Below are 21204 nucleotides of genomic sequence, written 5' to 3' on the forward strand. Positions count from 1 at the left end.
TGGAAAACACGATGAGCCACGTGCCGGCTGTGGAATTTCGACGGGTATCAAAGCGATATGGCTCGTACGAGGTCCTCAAGAACATCGACCTCTCCATCGGGATCGGCGAGCGGGTCGTCATATGCGGTCCGTCGGGATCCGGAAAGTCGACGCTGATCCGATGCATCAACCAGCTTGAGACGCATCACGCCGGTGAAATTCTTGTCCACGGCCAGAGGGTCGATGGGGCCCCCTCGGATATAAGGCGGGTGCGTCAGATGGTTGGAATGGTATTCCAACAGTTCAACCTTTACCCGCATCTGACGGCTCTCGAAAACTGCACGATTGCTCCGATCCTGGTTCGCCGTATCCCGAAGAAGGAGGCGCAGGAGATCGCGATGCGGCATCTCGATCGCGTAAGGATTGCCGATCAGGCAGGTAAGTATCCGCATCAGCTCTCCGGCGGGCAACAGCAGCGCGTCGCGATAGCGCGCGCCCTTTGCATGGAGAGCAAGGTCATGCTCTTCGACGAGCCGACATCCGCTCTCGACCCTGAAATGATCGCCGAGGTCCTCGACGTGATGGTCCGTCTCGCCGAATCGGGTCTGACCATGATCTGCGTCACCCATGAGATGGGATTTGCGCGTCAAGTTGCAGATCGCATTGCGTTCATGGACAAGGGGCAAATCGTCGAGGTGGCGTCCCCTACGACGTTCTTCACCGATCAGAGCAACGAGCGGACGCGGGCCTTTCTCTCGCAGATTCTGCACTGAACGCCGGCAGCAATTCGTTTGAACCGAACGCGGCACGGATGATACAAGAAACCTGGACGACTTTTGCGGGCAGCGCGTCTGGAGGAACGCATTGCCTGAAGCCTATGGAGGGCTTGCGGGCGTGCCTCGAATAGACACACGCAACAGCGCGCGCTACTGGCGCGATCCCCGGATCCATGGCTTGAGCTGCCTGGCCGCCGATTTTACGACGCACGAATATGCCCCGCACAGCCACGATGCCCTGGTCATCGCGGTCACCGAGACGGGTGGCTCGGAGTTCAGAAGCCGCGGGCGCATTGAGGAAGCCAAGACGTCGGTGCTGCTCGCGTTCAATCCCGACGAACCGCACTCCGGGAGAATGGGCCGAAGCGACCGTTGGCGCTATCGCAGCCTTTATCTCTCGGCGCCGGCGCTAGACGTTCTCAAGCAGGAGATCGGCCTCGAACAGACTCCGTATTTCATGGAGAATGTCTTCACCGACGCCGATCTGATCGCCGATTTCATGCGGCTTCATCGCGCCCTGGATTCGCAAGGGGACGAGCTCGAGCAGCATGAGCTGTTGGTAGGCAGCCTCGGCGAACTGTTCCGGCGCCACGGGTCCGGAAAGGCACATCTGTCGGCTCGGTTCGCCGACCGAACCAAGGTTCGCACCCTCAAGGAACTGATGCATGACCGGCACGATGAGGAGCTCACGCTCGCCGATCTGAGCCAGGAAGTCGGGCTGACGCCGTTCCAACTGATCGCTCTTTTCAAGAGAACCACGGGACTGACACCGCATGCCTTTCTCACGCAGCTCCGTCTCAACATCGCGGTAAACGCTCTCGAATCCGGTGTTCCGATTGCGGAGGCCGCGCTGAGCGCAGGCTTCTATGACCAGAGTGCGCTCACCAGGCACTTCAAACGCTGCTTTGGGATCACACCTCTTCAGTGGATCAGGGCGGCCATGATCGATCCTAACGTACGCGCAATTTAAGCCAATAAACGAAGCGTTCCGGCTTCTAGTCTGACTTCCGATGCGGTCCGTCACGGGCGAGCTCAGCTTCGGAAGAACGACATGGCTAACTATTTTTGTCTCGATCATCCCGAAACCTATTCTCACCGGACTCAGGTAATTGACGCAAAGCCGGGCAGCGTACTGCTGGCGGAAACGCCGTTTTATCCGGGCGGCGGCGGCCAACTGCCCGATCGCGGCATCATCGAATGGTCGCAAGGCGCGGTAGCCGTATCGGGATTTGAAATCCAGGACGGACGCATCTGGCATCTGCTGGAGGAGACCGTTGAGCTTCCCGGCACCGAGGTCATGGCGCAAGTCGACCCCGGTTTCAGGCGTCTCATGCGCCAGCTGCACACCGATCTGCACGTCGTGAACGCACTAGTCTACCGCGACTTCGATGGAGCGCTTGTGACTGGCGTGCAAATGTCGGGCGACGGCACTGCACGTATCGACTTCGACCTGGTGGATGCGGACAATGACCGGCTACGAGCCATAGAGTCAGAAATAAACGACGTGATCCGCAAGGATCTTCCGGTGCGCCAGTCGCATGTTCCGCAGGACGTGGCGTTCCACGAACCGGGGCTTATTCGCTCACGATCGGTAGCGCCGCCGCCGTCGCCGGACGGCCTCGTGCGCATAGTGGAAATCGTTGGACTGGACCGCCAGGCCTGCGGCGGCACGCATCTCACTTCCACTGGCGAGTCGCCTCCGGTTCGCATTCTCAAGATCGAGAACAAGGGCCGTCACAACCGCCGCCTCCGGATCGGACTTGCCGGGCTGGCCCCAGAAGCCGCACGATGAACGCGCTGGCATATCTTTGGTCGCGGCCCCTTCTTCTCCTGCCGCTTCCCCCGTTGTTCTGGGCCGGCAACCTCGTGCTCGGGCGGGCTCTCGCCAACGACTATCCACCTGTCTCGCTCGCCGTCGGCAGGTGGGTTATCGCCATTGCCGTTCTCGCCCCATTCGTGTCCAAGGCAGTATGGCGACAGCGCGGCCTGCTGCGCCAGAATTGGCTTCTGATCCTGTTATGTGGGGCTTTCGGGATCGCCGGCTACAACGCCCTCGGCTACGTCGCCCTTCAGACCGTACCGGCCGCGAGCGTCGCCTTTCTGAACTCGTCTCTTCCCTTGATGGTGCCGCTTGCCGCGTTCGCCCTTGGCGTGGAACGGGTTCGGAGGATGACCATCTTGGGCATCCTGATATCGTTCGTCGGCGTCGCATGGATCGTGGCGCGCGGCAATCCGGCGGATCTGGCCCATATCGGCTTTGCTGCCGGAGAGCCTCTGGTCCTCGTCGCCGTTGCCAATTACGCGGTCTATTCCGTTCTCGTCAGGCGCAAACCGGGCGAACTCGAAGCACTGGTTTTCCTGGCCAGTACGATGGTCGCGGGCCTGGGCGTGCTTCTTCCTTTCTGGGCCTGGGAGCTGGCAGCCGGAGCCAGAATCCCCTTTGATGCCGCTTCGGTCGGTGCGGTCATATACATCGGCGTTTTCGCCTCCCTCTTTGCGTTCATCCTTTGGAATCGCTGCGTCGCGACGTTGGGACCGAGCGTGACGGGCGCGTCGTTTCACCTCGTGGCTTTGTTCACCGCGATCCTCGCCTTCCTCGTCCTCGGTGAACCCGTGGCCGGATTTCACCTGATTGGCGCGGCGTTGATCCTTTGCGGCTTCTTTGTCGCAACGCGACGTTGGCCGGCCCCTTCAACACCCTAGTAGCGCATGCAGGAGTTCTTTCATGACCGTGTTTTCAGCGGGTGACTTTGCCGAGCACGAGCAGGTCGTATTCGTCGCCGACGAGCCATCCGGACTTCGCGCCATCATCGCAATCCACGATACGACCCTCGGCCCGGCACTCGGCGGTTGCCGCATGTATCCCTACGCTTCGGAGGCCGAAGCGCTGCGAGACGTCCTTCGCCTGTCGCGTGGCATGACCTTCAAGGCAGCTGCGGCGAATCTGGACCTGGGAGGTGGCAAGGCGGTGATCATCGGCGATCCGAGGACCCAGAAGACGCCCGCGCTGCTTCAGGCGATGGGCATCGCCGTGGAACGCCTGGGAGGACGATACATCACCGCTGAAGACGTCGGCACTACAGTCGAGGATTTCGGGGAACTTTACAAAAAGACGAGGCATGTCGTCGGCCTCCCGGTTGAACTGGGCGGTACCGGCGATCCGTCACCCACAACGGCTCGAGGGGTCTATTATGGGCTGGTGGCTGCCGCGCGTCATCGTTGGGGCGGGGATCGGCTGGCCGGCAAGACGGTGGCGGTGCAGGGGCTCGGCAATGTCGGCTGGCATTTATGCGAACTGCTCCATGCGGCGGGGGCGAAGCTCGTCGTCAGCGATGTCGATGACAAGCGGGTGTCCAGGGCCGCTACCGCATTTGGCGCTTCCAGCGTCCCGCCGGAAGAAATCTACGGAGCAAAGGCGGATATCTTCGCGCCCTGCGCCATGGGAGCGATCCTGAACGACGAGACGCTGCCTTTGCTGCGGGTCGAGATTGTCGGAGGTGCTGCCAACAATCAGCTCGCCCTGGATCACCATGGCGAGGCGCTGAGGGCGAGGGGAATTCTCTATGCACCAGATTTCGTTATCAACGCGGGCGGAATGATAAGGGTCGCCTCGGAGCGAGAGGGATTTGATGAGGCGCTCGTCGATCGGAATGTGAAGGGAATAGGCGAAAGCCTGCTCGCGATATTCCAGCGTTCCGAAAGCGAAGCCATTCAGACGAATGCCGCTGCAATGCTCCTTGCTCGGGAACGCCTGTCTACGGCAGCCACCGACAGACTTTGAAAGACTGTTCCAGCTGTCAGCGAGAGTAATTTCGGCATGGGCGACACGCGCGCGATCCTGGAGCAACTGATTTCCTTCGACACCACGTCGCGCAACTCGAATCTCGCGCTCGTGGACTGGGTTGTTGACCGGTTCCAGCGCCTCGGCGCGCGCGTTCGCCTGACATTCGATGACGAGAGAACGAAAGCCAACATCCTCGCGAGCCTTGGCCCGGCAGAGGTTCCAGGCGTTGTGCTGTCGGGACATACGGATGTTGTTCCCGTCGATGATCAGCAATGGTCGTCCGATCCATTCGTTCTTCGTGAAGACAACGGCCGCCTCTATGGTCGGGGCACTACGGATATGAAGGGCTTCCTGGCCTGTTGCATGGCGGCGGCTGCTCAAATCGCCACCAGGAAACTACATCGGCCAGTCCATTTCGCCTTCTCCTATGATGAAGAGGTCGGGTGTCTGGGTGTATCTCGACTGGTTCAGGATTTGCTGGCCGCAGAGTGCAAGCCGGCGTTTGCGATCGTCGGTGAACCGACCGCGATGCGAATAGGAAATGGACACCGAGGCTTCTTTGGCTACGAAACTCGATTTCGAGGCAAGGCGGCCCACTCAAGCGATCCCTCCGAAGGAACCAGTGCAATTTATCCTGCCGCGGCATTTGCAACGTTCATCCAGATGCTCGCTGCCGCAAAGAGCCTGAGCCAAGGCGCGACCTTCAATGTGGGTCGGATCCAAGGAGGCTCTGCAATGAACATCGTGCCAAGCAGATGTGATGTTGTCTGGGAATTTCGGCCTAAGGACGAGTCCACAACGCAGGAGGTGCTGGCAGCGGTCGAGACATATTTGCAGACGCAAACCGAACCGCTGACGACAACGCTTCTCGCTCGCGTACCGCCTCTTATGAAAAACGCCGACGCCATGGCCTTTACGGCTGAGTTGGGCGGGCAACTTCCGGCCCATGACCTTCCGTTCGGCACGGAAGGTGGGTTTTTCGACGAAGCGGGGATTGCAACCGTCGTCTGCGGGCCGGGGACGATCGCCCAGGCGCACCAGCCGGACGAGTGGATAGCCGCCGAACAACTTGCCGAATGTGACCGGTTCTTGCAGCGTATCGCTAAGTGGTCCGAGACGCCGCTGACCCAATGAAGACGTTGGTCCAGACGACTTGCACGCCTTACTTTAAGTGGCGTCGTCGCATCCAGTTCCCTTGAAGCGCACGCCAGGCTGCCTAGCCGCCCTCGGCGACGAGCACAATTCGCCCCTTGACCTGACCTTTGTCCAAGCTCTGGATCGCGTCGTTTATCGAGCTCCTCGGCAGCACAGAAACAGGAATAGCCGGCAGCAGTCCTTCACGCGCCATGCGTACCACGTCGCGCAGGTCGCCGAGCGTGCCGGTGATGCTTCCCCGAACCGTGAGCGAGGCACCCGTCAAGAGCGGCAGAGGTACATTCAGCTCGCCACCATAGAGTCCCACCTGGACCATTCGCCCGCCCTTCCCGAGAAGATCGAAGGCGAGCGCGGCGGTTTCTGAACTGTTGACGAAATCGAGCACGTTGTCGATCTTTCCCCCAAGCGCCTCGACGAGACTTGCTGACGTCGTGCCCTCGGGTGTCGCGATGAACCGCGCCGCGCCGGCGGCAACAGCGTCGGTGGCACGGCTTGCGTCACGATCCAGCGCGACAACATTGCGATGGCCGAGGGCGTGCAACACCGAGATGGCGGTCAAGCCCACTCCACCTGTACCGATCGTGACGATCGTCTCGGTCGGATCGAAGGGCTCGATCTTGCGGATGGCGCAACGAACCGTCAGTCCCGCGCACGCAAGAGGAGCTGCCTGCTCGGGCGCCAGGTCCCCTAGGGGCACAGCATAGCGTTCATGCGGAACCGCTACCCTTTCGGCAAAGCCGCCGTGGTTTCCGAAGCCCAGGCTGCGCGTGGGCTCGCGGCACATGTTGTCTTCTCCCGCCAAGCAGGCCTTGCATTTGCCGCAGCCGAACCAGGGGTAGACGATAACCTTCTCGCCAAGGCTGCGCCCTGTCACCGCGGAGCCCATCCCCACGATCTCGCCGACGATCTCATGGCCCATCGCGATGGGGTTCTCGGGGCGCGGACGGTGAATGACGCCGCGGCTGCCCATGTTCGATATGCCGTGCCAGCGGTGCAGATCCGAATGGCACAGACCGCAATGGCTGACCTTGATGACCAGCCCTTCCGTGCCGGGATCGGGGTCAGGCACCTCTTCGCATTGCAGAGCAGCGCCGTGATCGCGGTTGAGCCAGGCTTTCATAATTCAGTGTCCTTGCGGAAAGAAGGGAGAAGGATGCGGCGGGTCAGGCGGACCAGCCGCCGACCGCCTTCACCTCCAGGAAGTCTTTCAGTCCCCAGACACCTGCCTCGCGGCCGTTACCCGACTGCTTCATGCCGCCGAAGGGGGCGCCGAGACCGCGAGGATTGCCGTTCAACTCAACCATCCCCGAGCGCAACGCGCTGGCGACGCGATGGGCACGGTCGTGATCCGTCGTCTGGACATAGTTGGTCAGGCCGTAGGGGGTGTCGTTGGCGATCGCGATCGCCTCTTCCTCGGTGTCAAAGGGGATGATCGTCAGGACGGGACCGAATATCTCTTCCCGCGCGATCGTCATCGTGTTGTCCGCGTCGGCGAACACGGTGGGCCGCACGTAGAAGCCCTTGTCGATGTTGTCGGGCAGGCCGGGGCCGCCCGCAACGAGGCGTGCACCTTCGGCGATTCCGGTCCGAATGAGGCCCTGGATCCTGTTCCACTGGGCGCGATTCACGACGGGACCCAAATGCGGACCCTCGGACGAGGGCGGACCCACCGTCAGGCTACCGGCGACTTCTGCTGCGACCCGGACCGCCTCCGGATACGCCTCACGCTGCACCAGCATCCGGCTCGGAGCCGTGCAGGTCTGGCCGGTGTTGTTCATCATCTGGCGGACACCCCGCTCAACCGCGCCCGGTTCGGCATCGGCGAAGATCAGGTTGGCACCCTTGCCGCCCAACTCGAGGTGGACGCGCTTCAGCGTGTCCGCGGCAGTTTTCGAGATCGCGATGCCAGCACGGGTCGAGCCGGTAAAGCTGACCATGTCGATGTCAGGATGGCTGCTGAGCATCGTTCCCGCTCCCGCGCCGTCACCGTTGACGAGGTTGAAGACGCCCCTAGGAAATCCTGCCGCGTCGATGCACTCGGCCCAGACCAGCGCGCTGAGGGGGCTCTCCTCCGACGGCTTCAGCACCATCGTGCAGCCCGCAATCAAGGCGGCGATCGTCTTCAGCGAAATCTGGTTCAACGGCCAGTTCCACGGGGTGATCAGCGCACAGACACCGGCCGCCTCATGGATGATCCGGGTCTTGGTATCGTCCGGGGAAAGCGGCGCCTCGAAAGCAAAGTCGCGCGCGGCCGCGAGAAATCCCTTGATGTGTTTTACCGCCAGAGGGGCTTGAGCCCTGCGTGCAAGATCGATCGGCGCGCCCATCTCGAGTGAGACGGCCTGTGCCACGTCCTCGATCCGCGCCTGATAGGCTGCAAGAAACCGCTCGACCGCCGCAATCCGCTCGTGCGGGGGCGTGGCCATCCATGCAGGCAGCGCGGCCTTGGCGGCAGCCACGGCCCGGTCGACATCGGCACGACCGGCCATCGAAACGACTGCGCACGGCATTTCGGTAGAAGGATCGATCACCTGGACGTCGCGGCCCTCGACAGGGTCGACCCAGACGCCATCGATATAGAATTGGCGACGCTCAATCATGTTAACTCTTGAAGATGCTAGGGAGGGAAATTAGCAGTCAGGCGCGGTTCTCGACGAAGAGACGGATGCCGACGAGCCGGTTGATGATGTAGACCATGGCCAGCGTCAGTCCCATGAGGAGGGTCGATACGGCGGCAATCGCAGGGCTGGCGGAGGCCTGGATATCTGAGAGAATCTTGACCGGAAGGGTGGTGATATCGACCCCGATCAGGAACACCGAAACCGTTACTTCATCGAACGACACGATGAAGCTGAAGAGAAATGCGCTGACGAGCGCCGGCCGGATCATGGGCAGCGTTATCTTGCGAAAGACGGTGATCGGATCGGCTCCCAGTGTCGCCGCTGCCTCCTCGATCGAAAGGTCGTGCTGGCGCAGACCGTTCACGATGGGTGCGTAGACGAACGGCATGACCAGGATCAGGTGTGCGACAGCAAGTCCCGGGAAGCTGCCGCGCAGGCCGAGGACAAGAATGAGGGAGAATAGGGCCATGGCCAGTGCTGCGTGCGGCAGCAGCAGCGGCAACTGGATCAGGAACTCCAGCAGATTCTTGCCGGGAACCTTGCGACGCGTGGTGACGAGGGCTGCGAGGAAGCACACAAAGGTGGTTGCCGTGGCCGCCACCGTGGCCAGTGCGACGCTGACCAGGAACGCGCGGCCCCAGGCCCACGACGTCAGCACCTCCGCATACCACCGCAACGACAGGCCTTGCGGCGGGAACTCGAGATATCCTCGCGGCGTCACGGAGGCGAGGACCACCACAAGGATCGGCGCCAGGATGAAGGCGAACGCCGCGACGGCGAAGGCGGTGAGCACGGCTTGTCCGGGTTTCATCGAGTGTCCTCAGGTCCGCCGGCTCGGCAATTTGCGCGTGGCCCAGCGATCGACCAGCTGGAAGGGAATGACGGCGATCGCCGCGGAGCCAGTCAGAAGGATCGCCGCGGCCGATGCGGCGGGGAAGTTGTAGTAGACCAGCATCTGGTTGTAGATCATCGTCCCCAGCATGTTCTGCTGCTGCCCGCCGAGCAGAAGCGGTGTGACGATGGCGCCCAGCGACAGCAGATAGACGATGCTGGCCGCGGTGGCGACGCCGGGAAGCGACAGCGGCAGTACCACCCGAAGGAACACTTTCAGCGGTGAGGCCCCGAGCACCATGGCTGCTTCGAGCAGGGTCTTCTCGATCTTCACATAGACCGCGAGGATTGCCAGGACCGCGAAGGGGATGAAGATGTGGACGAGACCCACGATCACGCCCCCATCGTTGAACATGAGTGGCAGAGGCCTGTCGATAATCCCGGCTGATTTGAGCGCGGTGTTGACCAGGCCGCGGGGCCCCAGGATCACCACCCAGCCGGCACGTGCGCACCACGATCGACACCATCAATGGCATCAGGATCAGCACCAGGTAGATCACCTTCGGGCGCAGTGCCATGAACACTGCGAGGGGATACGCGATGAGGAGGCAGATCGCCGTCACTTCGAGCGCAATGCGATGGGTATACCAGAAGACCCGCATGGCCTCGGGTCGGCCGAGGAAGTCTGCGACGTTGGCGACGGAGGATCCCTCGGCTCCGGTAAAGGCTTGCTGCACAAGCGTGCCCACACCGGTCAGCAGGCCGATCAGCAAGCCGATGCATGGCATCAGCAGCAGCAGGGACGCCCTACCAAAGCTCATGAGGAATCCTCGCGTTGTTCCTGTCGCTTAGCCGAGGGCCGCTTCGATCTTCTTGATGAGATCTTCGCGCGTGGACTCGATGTAGGCCCAGTCAGGATTGTAGGTCTTGGCGACAATGTCCTCGCGCGAATATCCGAGGCGCTGCACCAGGAGGTCCTCGTCGATCTTCGCAGTGGTATTCAGCGGGATGTAGCCGGAAGCCGCGAAATTTCGCTCTTGCGGAGCCGCAGTGCCTGCAAATCGCGCGAATTCGAGAGCGGCCTCCATATGCGGGGCGTTCTTCGGGATCACAAACACGTAGGGGATCATCAGCGCCCCTTCCTGCGGGATGTTGACCTCGACGTTGGTGGCGCCTTCCTCCTTCAGCGTCCAGACCTGGCTGGAATAATAGGCGGAAGCCACGGCATCACCGCGCTGGAGCAACTGCTGGTTCTGCGCCATTGAGGTGTAGGCCGTCAGCGCGTTGTCGGAGACAGCTTTATGCTGCTGGATTCCTGCCTCCAGCTGTTTCTGGTCGCCGGTGAGCATGTAGGAATACCACGGCACGTCATAGAGCGAGGCGAAGACCGGCTTGGTCAGCGTCACCTGTCCCTTCCACTTCGGGTCGGCCAGCGCCTTCCACGAGACGAAGTCCTCCTTCTTCGAGAAATCGGTGTTGTAGCAGAGCCCGTAGAAGATGAACTGGATGGGGATGCCCGAGATGTGTTCGTCATCCAGCATCGGCAGCATGTTCTTCGGCACGTCCTTGAGCGCCGGGAAGTCTGCGAGCTTCAGCGTCTCGGTCACGCCCATCTTGTTGAGCTTCATCGCCCCGGAATAGGAATGATAGGACGAGTTGTAGATCGGCGCCGACGCGTTCGACATGACGGCCGTCTCGGTTGACGGCACCTCGACGATCTTAAACGGGATACCGGTTTCCTGGGTGAAAAGCTCGCCGTAGGCCTTGCGGAAGGCGTTGGCGACACCGCCACCGAAGTTACACTGAATGATCTCGCCCTTGCCCTGGGCATAAGTCTGCCGAGTGATCACGAAGGGCGCCGCAAGCGCGGCGGCACCGGTGGCAATCAGATGACGGCGGTTCAGTAACAGCTTATTGGTCATGACAGGCCCCCATTGGTTGTTGTTGTGGCTGGTAATCGCGATCAGGCGGCGGGCAGAGCAACACAGCCCCCGTCCTGAAAGGTGATCTGCACGGCTTCTCCCGGGGCAAAACCGGGCTCCTGCGGGTCGTGCGGGGTGCGAACCTTGACGTCGCGCCCCGCCGCGGAAACAAGGTAGCGCGTTCCGCTGCCTACGAACGACGATCGGTGACGGTCCCCAGCAGACCGCCGGCAGGGCCGGGCCTGCCGAGGCGCAGGTAATCCGGACGAACCATCACGTCGACCCTGTCGCCAATCTGGAAGCCGGTCCCCCGGGCACTGACGACCTGCGCCACCTCATCGATGCTCACCTGGGTCATTTCGCCGCTTGTTTCGCGGACGCGGCCGGGAAAGACGTTGGTTTCGCCGACGAAGTTCGCGACGAAAAGCGAGGCGGGCGTGTCGTAGACATCCTGAGGCGAGCCCAACTGCTCGATCAGGCCGTGGTTTACGACGGCGATACGGTCGGACATGCTCATCGCCTCTTCCTGATCGTGCGTCACAAAGATGAATGTGGTGCCAACCTGCTTCTGGATGCGCTTGAGTTCATCCTGCATCTGCTGGCGAAGCTTGAGGTCGAGAGCGGACAGCGGCTCGTCCAGCAGAAGGACGGCGGGCTCTGTGACCAGGGAACGGGCCAGCGCGACGCGCTGCTTCTGTCCGCCCGACAACTGGTGGATCAGTCGCTCCTCGTAGCCGGCGAGCCCGACCATCGCGAGCGCATCCGCGGCCTTGCGCCGTGCGGTCGCGCGATCTTCCTTCCGAAGCAGAAGGCCGAACATCACGTTCTCGCTGACGTCCATGTGCGGGAACAGCGCGAGGTTTTGCATCACCATGCCGATCGGCCGCCGATAGGTAGGCACCCGCGTCACGTCGCGGCCGTCGATCAGGATTCTGCCTGCCGTCGGATCCTCGAATCCAGCGACCATCCGCAGGATAGTCGTCTTGCCGCAGCCCGAGGGCCCAAGCAGCGTCAGGAATTCTCCCCCTCGAATATGCAGATCGACGCCTCGAACGGCCTCGACATTGCCATATCGTTTGACGGCGGCTTGTACCTGGACTTCACCCACGGACATTCGGAGGCCAGCTTTCTCGCTTTCTGAGCTTGTCCAGGCAGCGTAACCGCAGCCATCTGTTAGTCAAGGTCAAATATTTTGTTGTGGGAATAATTTTAAATGCGATAAAGTTTTGTGGCTGACTGCGGAGCCCGCCGCGTCTGGGGTGCCTATCCCGGCGCGTTCATTTCATTGGAATAAAGAACTTAAGTCCTATACAGGTTGTGCCGCCGGGTTGACCGCAAGGTGCCCATCGACAAAGCCTTGCATCCGTCGGTCATCTGTGGCGGGCAAGCGCACGAAATGAGTCGACGACTTCACGATCGACCGATTTCCGTAGGAGTTCAGGTGCTGGCCTGCGCGCTTTCCGTTTGCGAGCGCTGCGTGGCCGGTGAAGAGGTTTGGGAGACGACATGGAAAAGGTTGGCGAAAACTTGGGACTGCGCGACCGGCAGCGGCTGCGTCGACACCGGGCGATTGTTTTTGCCGCCGCCGATCTCTTCACCGCGAAGGGCTTCGCGGAAACGACCATGGAGGATATCGCGGGCCTCGCCGAAGTATCGCCTCCCACGATCTACAATTATTTCCGATCGAAGAGCGACATTCTTCTCGGGCTTCTTGAGATCAGCAAGGAGATGATGGACGAGGCCCTCGACCGCATCATCGAAGATCCGAAAGGCGATCCGATTGACGTCATATGCGAGTTCGTTCGCATCGATCTGCAGGACGGCTTCGATTATCGGCAAAAGAACGTTTGGCGCATGATCTCGGCCGCCGCGCTCGAGGCGCAGGACGAACGGCGCGCCGCCTATATCGAGGCGCAATCGATCTTCACGCGCAAGCTCGAGCGGCTCATTCGGCAGATGCAATTGCGCGGCCACGTCGACACCGATGTCGATCCGCGCACGGCCGCGCAACTCCTGAATGCCATCACTCGCGACTGCTTCCGCCTCTACCTGATCGTCGAGGACATGAGCATCGAGGAAATGCACTCACGGCTGCGCCAGCAAGTCCAACTTGTCTGGCGCGGTCTCCTGCGCGGCTAGGTTCGGATCAGCCGCGCCGGTTGCGGAACCACTGCTTCGCTTTCGCCAAGGCAAGCGATGGGTTAACGCCCATCGGCCAGGCAGGCTGGAACGCGATCGGCCGGATCGGGCTGACAGGAAATGCCGGCACATGCGCTGCGCCGGTCAGCGTCGAGGCAAGCACGCGCGCCATCTCTTGTCCCATCACCGTAGCCATGGCGACGCCGCGACCGTTGTAGCCGAGACAGGCGAAGCCCCTTGCCCCTATCTGGTGCACGTGAGGGTAGTGGTCCGCGGTCAATGCGAGCCGCCCGTTCCAGCCGTATTCCCAGCCGACCGCCCCTATCCCGGGCCATAGATATTCCGCGTAAGCGGCCAGGGAGGGAAATGCACCGGGACCGCTCCGGTCCGCCATCGCGCCGCGACCGCCGAAGATCAGCCTTCCTTCGCTATCGACCCGATAGTAGGTGGTGATTGCGCCCGTCTCGAAGACAGATTCTCCGCCCGCTGCGATGCGTGAGCGCATTGCCGGCGGCAAAGGCTTCGACGCTATGATGGCGCTGTAGACTGGAAGCACCGAGCGGGCGAGCTTCGGCACCAAAGTTCCGGAGTAACCGTTGGTGGCGACCAGGACCGCCTTGGCAGAAACGCCGCCTTGCGGTGTCGTCAGCAGCCAGCGACCGCCGGTATCCTCGGCCCCGAGAACGGGCGTATCGCCGTATATTCGCGCTCCGGCCCGCTCGGCAGCGGCAGCAAGCCCAAGAACATATTTCAGCGGGTTGAGCTGGCCGCCCTTCGGATCGCGAAGCCCCCCGGTATACCGTGTGCTTCCCGTCATGGCAGCGGCTTCGTCGCGCGAGACCATCTGGTAGTCGAAGCCTTCTGCCTGCGCGCTGCGCGCGAGAGCATGCAGATCGGCCAGCGTACCCTGATCGACCGCCGCGCGAAGCGTTCCGCCCCGGCGGATATCGCAGGCGATGCCTTGCTCTTCAACAAGCTCGAACACCAGGTCTGCGGCATTCTGCGACATCCGCATCGCACGTTCGCCGAGGTCTTTGCGCACTTGGCCGGGCGCATATTTCAGCCCCGGATTAAGCTGGCCGCCGTTGCGGCCGGACGCACCCCACCCCGGCGCATTGGCCTCAAGCACCGCGCAGTCAATGCCCACCTTGGCCAGAGCCAGGGCGGCCGACAAGCCTGTGAAACCCGCGCCGACAACAGCCACGTCGATCTTCAGATCGTCGCGCAAAGCAACGCGCGCTGGCGGTGTCGACACGAGCTGATCGACATAGAGGCTGTCTGGATAGGCCTGCCCGCCTCGCGTCCTTACGCGATCGATCAACATGACTAGACCATGTGGCTGGCGAGGAAGTCGCAGATGAACTTATGCTCTGCCGCTGCCTGAGCCCCTGTGAAGCGCGCGCGCATGAACCCGTGTATCATCCCCCGCGCAGTTCGCACGGTGACGTCGTTGCCGGCAAGAGCCAGTTTTGCGGCATATGCCCGCCCGGCATCGCGGATCGGGTCGTATTCCGCCATGTGCACCAATGTCGGCGGAAGGCCCGTCAGATCGTCGGCCAACACAGGGAAGGCGACAGGATCGTCGAGCCACGGGCCGTCCGGAAACAAGAGCTCGCCGAATTCTGTGGTGCGAGCTGCGGTGAGGCCGAAACCCGTCGCGAAATCCACCATCGAGCCAGCGTTGGGGATCGGTCCCGCATTGGCGTAGATCACTGCCTGGGCGCGGATCTTCGGACCTCCCTCGATCTTTGCCTTCTGGCTAAGAGAGGCGGCGAAACGCCCGCCTGCACTGTCGCCTCCGATGACAAGGCGGTCGGGATCGATGCCGATCGCAGCGCCTTGTTCAGCTGCCCAGACCAATACCGACCAGCAATCGTTGAAGCCGGCCGGCCAGGGATGTTCTGGCGTCAAGCGATAATCAACGCTGATTACGGTCGCACCGGTTTCCACGGCGAAACCCCATGCTATCGAATCCGAACTGTCGAGATCGCCCAGCATGTAGCCGCCACCGTGCAGGTAGATCATGCAGGGCGTTACCGCAGCTGGCGTCTTCGGGCGATATATACGAACCGGCACATCCCTCTCCATGCCAGGCACGGATGTGTCGGTCACGTCGAGCGTGTCCGGATGAGGCTGAGCCAGTCGGGCCGCATAGGCATTCCAGCTATCGCGCTGGGCCTGCACACTCTGACCCGGCGGCGTCGGGCGTCGCGCGTCCACCAGAACCATCATGTCGGGATGAAGTGGGAATCTCCGATCGTCGTCACCGGCCATGCGATTTCTCCTGTATGCGCATCCGCAGCGAAGGCAATAACTCGCCTAAAATTTTTTATCCTGATTAATTTAAATATGGTAACATAATTTTTAGTTTGCCTACAAGGCGCTTCACCTGCCATTTCCGCGATTTCAGATCGTCTCCAGTCGGAAGGAATCCCCGCGCGTCGATGGGCCTTGGGACGCCCGGAACTCTGCGCTCTATCGAGAATAATCGCCATCTGATGTCACGTTGGCTCGCGCCGCCTCGTCTTGTTCGTGAAGCATCCAAAAGGAGCCACGAACATGAAGATCGTCATCATCGGAGGAACCGGCCTGATCGGTTCGAAGACCGTCACAAAGCTGCGCGAGCGCGGTCATGAGGCAATCGCTGCCGCGCCCTCGACGGGGGTGGACACCATCACGGGTGCGGGGTTGGACGCGGCCCTGGAAGGGACTTCGATTGTCATCGACCTCGCCAACTCGCCTTCCTTCGAGGACGCGGCAGCAATGGAGTTCTTCCAGACCTCGGGTCGCAACCTGCTTGCTGCCGAGAAGAGGGCAGGTGTCGTTCATCACGTAGCCCTTTCGGTCGTCGGCACAGCGAAGCTGCAGGCCAGCGGCTATTTCCGCGCCAAGCAGGCACAGGAAGAGTTGATCGAAGCCTCTGGCATCCCCTACACCATTATTCACTCGACGCAGTTCTTCGAGTTCATGGGCGCCATCGCGCGCGCGGCAACTCAGGGCAATGAGGTTCGGCTGTCGCCGGCGCTGATCCAGCCGATCATCTCCGACGATGTGGCCGAAGCCGTGGCCGACATCGCGCTGGGTGAACCCGTGAACGGGCTGGTAGAGATTGCCGGCCCGGATCGTGAGCCGCTGGACCGCATGGTCGCGCGCTTTCTCGCAGCGGCGCACGACCCGCGCGTCGTCATCACCGACCCTGCATCGACCTATTTCGGCGTCGTGCTCGACGAGACCTCGCTCGTGCCGGCTGGCCCGGCCAAGCTCGCGACAACCACGTTCGATGCGTTCCTCGGCCGCGGAGAATTGCGGACATGAGCCGGTTGAAGCTCTACTATGCGCCGGGTGCCTGCAGCTTGGCCGACCACATTGCGCTGCGCGAGGCGGGGGCATCATTCGACCTCGAGCGCGTCGACATCCGCACGCACACGACCGAACACGGCGTGGACTTCCGGACGATCAGCGCCAAGGGCTACGTCCCCGCGCTGATCCTCGCCGACGGCCAGATGCTGACCGAGAACATCGCCGTCCTCGACTATCTGGCGACGCTTTATCCGCAGCTTGCGCCCGCCGGTCCGCTCGGTCATAGCCGGCTGATCGAAGTGCTCGCCTTCGTGTCGACCGAACTGCATCGCGCCTTCAAGCCCATGTGGCATGGCGGCTCCGAGCGCGAGCTCGCTCGCGCCGCGGAGACGGTGAACGCTCTGCTGGTTCTGTTGTCGGGAGGCATGAAGGGCACATTCCTGTTCGGACAAGAGCCAACGGTCGCCGACTTCTACCTGTTCGTCATGCTGCTCTGGGCCGAGCGCTTCGACGTGGATGTTCCGCAGCCGATGGCCGATCTGCGCGCGCATATGCGTAAACGACACGCCGTCCGGGCTGCAATGACGACCGAAGGCCTAGTCTGACCTCAAAACCTGATACACTTCATATTGGAGATCAACATGACACCACGCATTGTCGACCCTATGTCCAAGGCTGCCGCAGGCATCAAGGGCATGTATGCCGTCGAGGCTGCTATTGCGGCAAACCTGGACAAGACAGTCCTCCACCTGGTCAAGCTGCGCGCCTCTCAGATCAACGGTTGTGCCTTCTGCCTGCACATGCATGCCAGAGCCGCCCGTGCGGACGGCGAGACCGAGATGCGCATCTATCTGCTCGACGCCTGGCGTGAATCCACGCTCTACTCGGCGCGTGAGCGCGCCGCACTTGCCTGGACCGAAGCCTTGACCGATGTCGCACGCACCGGAGCGCCTGACGAGGACTATGCGCTGGTGGAAGCCTCCTTCGACGAAACGGAAAGGGTGCACCTGACGCTGGCCATTGGGGCGATCAACCTGTGGAACAGGCTGCAAGTGGGGCTGCGTGCCGTTCATCCGCCAGAGGGAAGCCATGGACACAGTGTCTGAAGCAGCCCGTCTGTTCGAGGCGCAGCGGCCGCGGCTGCTGCGCCTCGCCTACCGGATGCTGGGTTCGGTCGCCGAGGCACAGGACGTCGTGCAGGACGCCTGGTTGCGCTGGCAGTGCGCGGACGTGTCCGAAGTTCGCAACGTGCCGGCCTTCCTGAACCGCATCGTTACCCGGCTATGCCTCGATGCGATGAAATCGGCCCGCCTCAAACGCGAGACCTATATTGGCAGCTGGCTGCCAGACCCGCTGCCCGAGCCCGACGACGATTTCAGGGCCGACAATCTCACCGTTACGCTCATGCTGGCACTGGAGCGACTGTCGCCGCTCGAACGCGCCGCGTTCCTGCTGCATGATGTCTTTGGCACCCCGATGGACGAGATTGCTGCAACGCTCGACCGCGACGTTGCGGCCGTCCGGCAACTGGCGTCGCGGGCCCGTCGCAATGTGCAATCCGACAAGCCGCGCTATCCGATCGCCCGCGATGATGGAGAACGGATCGCCATGGCATTCCTCAATGCGACCCGAACAGGTGACGTCGAAACCCTCCGCGCCATCCTTGCCGAAGGGGTCAGGATCGTATCGGATGGAGGCGGCAAAGTGCTGGCGTTCCCGAACGCTATCATCGGTCTCGACAAGGCCCTCCGTCTCTATAGCGGCCTTTTCCGAAAGTATGGCGATGTCGAAAGCATAGTTCGACAGATCTGGATCGATGGTCTGCCAGGCTATGTCAGTGTGTACAACGGTACACTTCAAACAACGTCGTTCGAGATCGAAGACGGCCGTATTGCAGCAATTTACAAAGTAAGGAATCCTGACAAACTCGCCCATATGCCTGCGCACGTTGGAACTATACAATAGATACCTCGGAGTATCACGCCCGATGAGAGCGAGTGCGTCGTTCGGGCGACAAGCGCCTAAGGCTGGTCGTTGGCACCTCGCCTCGGACGGCAGGGGCCTTTCAAGGCGCGCCCAATTCCCGGCCGATGGCTTCAAATGCGGCGACGGTGTCGATGGCGCTTTCCTTGTTGAGGGGGATAGCCAGGTCGACAGCTTGACGCCGGCATAGCCGAGCTCGCGGTCGACATAGATGAACTGGCCGTAGATGCCGCGGCAGAGCACCGTGCCGCGCTTGCGGTCGACCTGCCAGAACTTGTTGTGGTAGCCGCCGTCGGGCAGGACGTCAGTATAGATACCTTCGAAGCGTCCACCTTTGCCGAACCGGGTATCCTCGACCCAGGCTTCGGGTATCACCTGCACGCCGCGTGCGCGACCGCCATCGGCGAGCATCTGGGCATAGCGTCCATAGTCGCGCAGCGTCGCGTTGAAACCGCCGTCGGCAAGGGCGAACCCGCCGCGATCAACCGTGTAGGCCGCGTCTTCCTCGACGCCCAGCTTCTGCCACAGCTCGCGGGAGACAAGGTCGGCGAGCGAGAGGCCGCTGACGCGCTCGACCAGAAAGCCGAGCACGTCGGTCTCTATTGAGCGATAGAGGAAGAGGTCGCCGTGCGGGCGCTCCTGCTCTGTAAGCTCCAGAACCAGTTCCCAAATCGTCTTCGGCCAATGGGGCTGCCCGCCACGGCCGCCCCACGCGCAGGCATTGCCGAGCTTCTGCATATGGGAGCCGGGCGTCTCGTAGGTCTCGTCGAATGTCACGCCCGTGGTCATGTCGAGGATGTGCTGCACGCTCGCTGACCGATAGGCAGTCGCTTCAAGTTCCGGCAGGTATTCGGGAAGCTTCGCATCGAGCGCGATGTCGCCCCTCGACACGAGAATACCCGTAACGCTGCCGAGGATCGATTTTGCCATCGACATCGAAAGATGCAGCCGTTCCGGAGCCATGCCGTTCAGGTAGCGCTCGTCGATGATCTCCCCGTGATGGAGAATGAGAAAGCCGTCCGTGAAGCTTTCCTCGATGTAGCTGTCGATCGTCAGGTCTCGTCCCCGGCTTTCGAAGGAAACGCCGCCAACGTCACGGCGGGCCTGAGCGAGTTGCCACACATCTCCGTGCCCACGTCGCACGCCTGCCGTCGGCGTCATCTCGCGCATGTGCTGGAAGGACCAGCGATGGAACGGTGGCAGGTGCCAGCCCGGTTGCGGCAAAAGTTCCCCGCCCGGATTGGAAGGATCGCGCCAGGCTTTGGGACCGGGGACGTTCATCGTTCAAATCTCCGCCGTCTCAACAGGGGCTTGGGTTTCGTCGAACGCGAAGCGCTGGATCGCCGGGGCAGGGGCGCGTCCTTGGGCCAAGCCGGCAACGCCCGGGTCACCGTTGAGATTCAGAACAGGAATTGACCCCATCACATCCCTTGCCCACTATTCCAGACACCGCAGACGCTGACCGGCGAACCGCGATCCCGCCGAGGGACAGGGCGGCCGACGTCCCAAAGTGGAGACAAGTCCGCTAGTATCTGTTGCTCAATCTGTTCGAGACCTGCTTGTATCGCAAGGGAAATCGTCCGTGCGCCGAAGATTTTCTTCCGCCAGTTGCGCGATCTGCGATCGCAATATAAAGCTGGAAGCAAGGTGCGGGAACAGGGAACACTCGCCGATGAAATGTGAAAGTGGGTGCGGCACGCTATGTGTGAGCCGTGTTGTCGACGTGCTCGCTCGTCGAGCAAGCAGGAGGCACGCGTCATGATGCGTTTCGTCGTCGCCCGGCTGATCTCAGCAATCCCTACCCTGTTCATCGTGACAGTCGCGGTCTTCGTGATGGTGCGGCTGATCCCCGGCGATCCGGCCAAGCTGATGCTCGGCGACCTCGCCCAGCCGCATCAGATCGAGCATATGCAGCGCCTCATGGGGCTCGATAAGCCGCTGCCCGTTCAGTATTTCGTCTGGCTGACGAACATCCTGAGCGGCGACTTCGGGTCGTCGATCACGACGGGCCAGGAAGTCTTTCCATTGATGCTGGAGCGCTTCGCTGTCTCCGCCACGATCGTGCTCGTGGCGGTCGGACTGGCCGTGCTGGTGTCGGTCCCGCTCGGCATGCTCGCCGCGTGGCGGCAGAACAGTGCCACCGATCTTGTCGTCGTCGCCATTTCGACGCTGCTGCTGTCGATCCCGAGTTTCTGGCTCGGCCTGATGATCCTGTTGGTGTTTGGGCTGGAACTGAACTGGTTTCCGATCATCGGCTACGTGAGTTTTCGCGACGACTTCGCAGCCGCTGCCATCTTCCTGGTGATGCCGGTTGCAACCCTTACGCTGATCGAGATCGGCTCCATCGTGCGCATGGCGCGTGCCAGCACGATCGAGGTGGCTCGTCTCGAATACATCACCCATGCGCGCGCCAAGGGCCTCTCGGAAAGCGCGGTGATGTGGCGTCATGCATTCAAGAATGCGTTCGCACCGACCTGGACACTGATCGGCCTTATCCTAGGAAGCCTGCTCGGCGGTATCGCCGTGATCGAGACGGTGTTCACGATTCCGGGCCTTGGACGACTGCTGGTCGATGCGATCTATGCCCGCGACTACCCGACGGTGCAGGGCTGCATCCTCTTCGTCGCCTTCATCTACGTCATCGTGAATCTGGTCGTCGACCTGTTCTATCCCGTCTTCGATCCCAGGATTGCGCAATGAGCACGCTCGCACGA

General features: G+C 61.8%; 20 protein-coding genes and 2 pseudogenes. 12 read left to right on the forward strand and 10 right to left on the reverse strand.

The window, feature by feature from the left end; all coding sequences use genetic code 11:
- Positions 1 to 11: 11 nt before the first annotated feature.
- The 6 genes from LRS09_RS15305 (at position 12) to argE (ending at position 5673) form a co-directional block, all read left to right on the forward strand.
- The gene (locus tag LRS09_RS15305) at positions 12 to 752 is read left to right on the forward strand and encodes an amino acid ABC transporter ATP-binding protein (RefSeq protein WP_257807649.1); all 741 of its coding nucleotides are present in this window, start codon (positions 12 to 14) and stop codon (positions 750 to 752) included.
- 91 nt (positions 753 to 843) lie between these two features.
- The gene (locus LRS09_RS15310; protein WP_257807650.1) at positions 844 to 1725 is read left to right on the forward strand and encodes an AraC family transcriptional regulator; all 882 of its coding nucleotides are present in this window, start codon (positions 844 to 846) and stop codon (positions 1723 to 1725) included.
- A gap of 81 nt (positions 1726 to 1806) precedes the next feature.
- Positions 1807 to 2547 (forward strand): alanyl-tRNA editing protein, encoded by a 741-nt coding sequence (locus LRS09_RS15315; protein ID WP_257807651.1) that lies wholly within the window; start codon positions 1807 to 1809, stop codon positions 2545 to 2547.
- Positions 2544 to 3458, forward strand: coding sequence for a DMT family transporter (locus LRS09_RS15320; protein WP_257807653.1), 915 nt, complete (start codon positions 2544 to 2546; stop codon positions 3456 to 3458). The genes LRS09_RS15315 and LRS09_RS15320 overlap by 4 nt, the downstream gene beginning before the upstream one ends.
- A 22-nt stretch (positions 3459 to 3480) precedes the next feature.
- Positions 3481 to 4536, forward strand: a complete 1056-nt coding sequence (locus LRS09_RS15325) for a Glu/Leu/Phe/Val dehydrogenase (protein ID WP_257807654.1) — start codon at positions 3481 to 3483, stop codon at positions 4534 to 4536.
- A gap of 36 nt (positions 4537 to 4572) precedes the next feature.
- On the forward strand, positions 4573 to 5673 hold the full coding sequence (argE, locus tag LRS09_RS15330; protein ID WP_257807656.1) for an acetylornithine deacetylase: 1101 nt from the start codon (positions 4573 to 4575) through the stop codon (positions 5671 to 5673).
- A gap of 82 nt (positions 5674 to 5755) precedes the next feature.
- Here argE and LRS09_RS15335 read toward each other — a convergent pair whose 3' ends face one another.
- From LRS09_RS15335 to LRS09_RS15360, 7 genes and pseudogenes are all read right to left on the reverse strand, one after another.
- Complete coding sequence (locus LRS09_RS15335) at positions 5756 to 6814, reverse strand: alcohol dehydrogenase catalytic domain-containing protein (protein ID WP_257807658.1); 1059 nt, start codon at positions 6812 to 6814, stop codon at positions 5756 to 5758.
- A gap of 43 nt (positions 6815 to 6857) precedes the next feature.
- Positions 6858 to 8294, reverse strand: a complete 1437-nt coding sequence (locus LRS09_RS15340) for an aldehyde dehydrogenase family protein (RefSeq protein WP_257807659.1) — start codon at positions 8292 to 8294, stop codon at positions 6858 to 6860.
- A 37-nt stretch (positions 8295 to 8331) separates the two neighbouring features.
- Positions 8332 to 9126, reverse strand: a complete 795-nt coding sequence (locus LRS09_RS15345) for an ABC transporter permease (RefSeq protein ID WP_257807660.1) — start codon at positions 9124 to 9126, stop codon at positions 8332 to 8334.
- A 9-nt stretch (positions 9127 to 9135) separates the two neighbouring features.
- The gene (locus LRS09_RS15350; protein WP_257807661.1) at positions 9136 to 9636 is read right to left on the reverse strand and encodes an ABC transporter permease; all 501 of its coding nucleotides are present in this window, start codon (positions 9634 to 9636) and stop codon (positions 9136 to 9138) included.
- Between the two features lie 358 nt (positions 9637 to 9994).
- A complete protein-coding gene (locus LRS09_RS15355; protein ID WP_257807663.1) occupies positions 9995 to 11068 on the reverse strand; it encodes an extracellular solute-binding protein in 1074 nt (357 codons plus the stop codon).
- 41 nt (positions 11069 to 11109) lie between these two features.
- Positions 11110 to 11211 (reverse strand): annotated as a pseudogene (locus LRS09_RS30325) (hypothetical protein); the annotation flags it as partial.
- Between the two features lie 47 nt (positions 11212 to 11258).
- Positions 11259 to 12182, reverse strand: a complete 924-nt coding sequence (locus LRS09_RS15360) for an ABC transporter ATP-binding protein (protein ID WP_257807665.1) — start codon at positions 12180 to 12182, stop codon at positions 11259 to 11261.
- A 509-nt stretch (positions 12183 to 12691) separates the two neighbouring features.
- On the opposite strand from LRS09_RS15360, the gene LRS09_RS30330 reads away from it, so the two are divergent.
- Positions 12692 to 13207, forward strand: a complete 516-nt coding sequence (locus tag LRS09_RS30330) for a TetR/AcrR family transcriptional regulator (RefSeq protein WP_374684917.1) — start codon at positions 12692 to 12694, stop codon at positions 13205 to 13207.
- 7 nt (positions 13208 to 13214) lie between these two features.
- Here LRS09_RS30330 and LRS09_RS15370 read toward each other — a convergent pair whose 3' ends face one another.
- Both LRS09_RS15370 and LRS09_RS15375 read right to left on the reverse strand, forming a co-directional pair.
- Entirely contained in the window at positions 13215 to 14531 is a 1317-nt protein-coding gene (locus tag LRS09_RS15370) for an FAD-binding oxidoreductase (protein WP_257807668.1), read from the reverse strand.
- Between the two features lie 2 nt (positions 14532 to 14533).
- Positions 14534 to 15481: an alpha/beta hydrolase gene (locus tag LRS09_RS15375; RefSeq protein ID WP_257807669.1), complete on the reverse strand. Its 948-nt coding sequence runs from the start codon at positions 15479 to 15481 to the stop codon at positions 14534 to 14536.
- Between the two features lie 285 nt (positions 15482 to 15766).
- On the opposite strand from LRS09_RS15375, the gene LRS09_RS15380 reads away from it, so the two are divergent.
- Genes LRS09_RS15380 through sigJ form a run of 4 tightly spaced genes read left to right on the forward strand, consistent with a single transcriptional unit; the run spans position 15767 to position 18472 of the window.
- Positions 15767 to 16522 (forward strand): SDR family oxidoreductase, encoded by a 756-nt coding sequence (locus LRS09_RS15380; RefSeq protein WP_257807671.1) that lies wholly within the window; start codon positions 15767 to 15769, stop codon positions 16520 to 16522.
- On the forward strand, positions 16519 to 17112 hold the full coding sequence (locus LRS09_RS15385) for a glutathione binding-like protein (RefSeq protein WP_257807672.1): 594 nt from the start codon (positions 16519 to 16521) through the stop codon (positions 17110 to 17112). Before LRS09_RS15380 ends, LRS09_RS15385 begins: the two co-directional genes overlap by 4 nt.
- A 36-nt stretch (positions 17113 to 17148) precedes the next feature.
- Positions 17149 to 17613, forward strand: a complete 465-nt coding sequence (locus LRS09_RS15390; RefSeq protein WP_257807673.1) for a carboxymuconolactone decarboxylase family protein — start codon at positions 17149 to 17151, stop codon at positions 17611 to 17613.
- A gap of 55 nt (positions 17614 to 17668) precedes the next feature.
- Positions 17669 to 18472, forward strand: coding sequence for an RNA polymerase sigma factor SigJ (gene sigJ / locus LRS09_RS15395; protein WP_308240355.1), 804 nt, complete (start codon positions 17669 to 17671; stop codon positions 18470 to 18472).
- Positions 18473 to 18655: 183 nt separating this feature from the next.
- Here sigJ and LRS09_RS15400 read toward each other — a convergent pair.
- A pseudogene (locus LRS09_RS15400) lies at positions 18656 to 19771 on the reverse strand (serine hydrolase domain-containing protein); the annotation flags it as partial.
- 477 nt (positions 19772 to 20248) lie between these two features.
- Here LRS09_RS15400 and LRS09_RS15405 point away from each other — a divergent pair.
- Positions 20249 to 21190 carry an ABC transporter permease gene (locus tag LRS09_RS15405; RefSeq protein ID WP_257807675.1) on the forward strand — a complete coding sequence of 314 codons (942 nt, stop codon included), beginning with the start codon at positions 20249 to 20251 and terminating at the stop codon, positions 21188 to 21190.
- Positions 21191 to 21204 lie beyond the last annotated feature (14 nt).

Origin of the sequence: Mesorhizobium sp. J428, assembly GCF_024699925.1 — a bacterium.
In the GTDB taxonomy this organism is placed as follows: Bacteria; Pseudomonadota; Alphaproteobacteria; order Rhizobiales; family Rhizobiaceae; genus Mesorhizobium_A.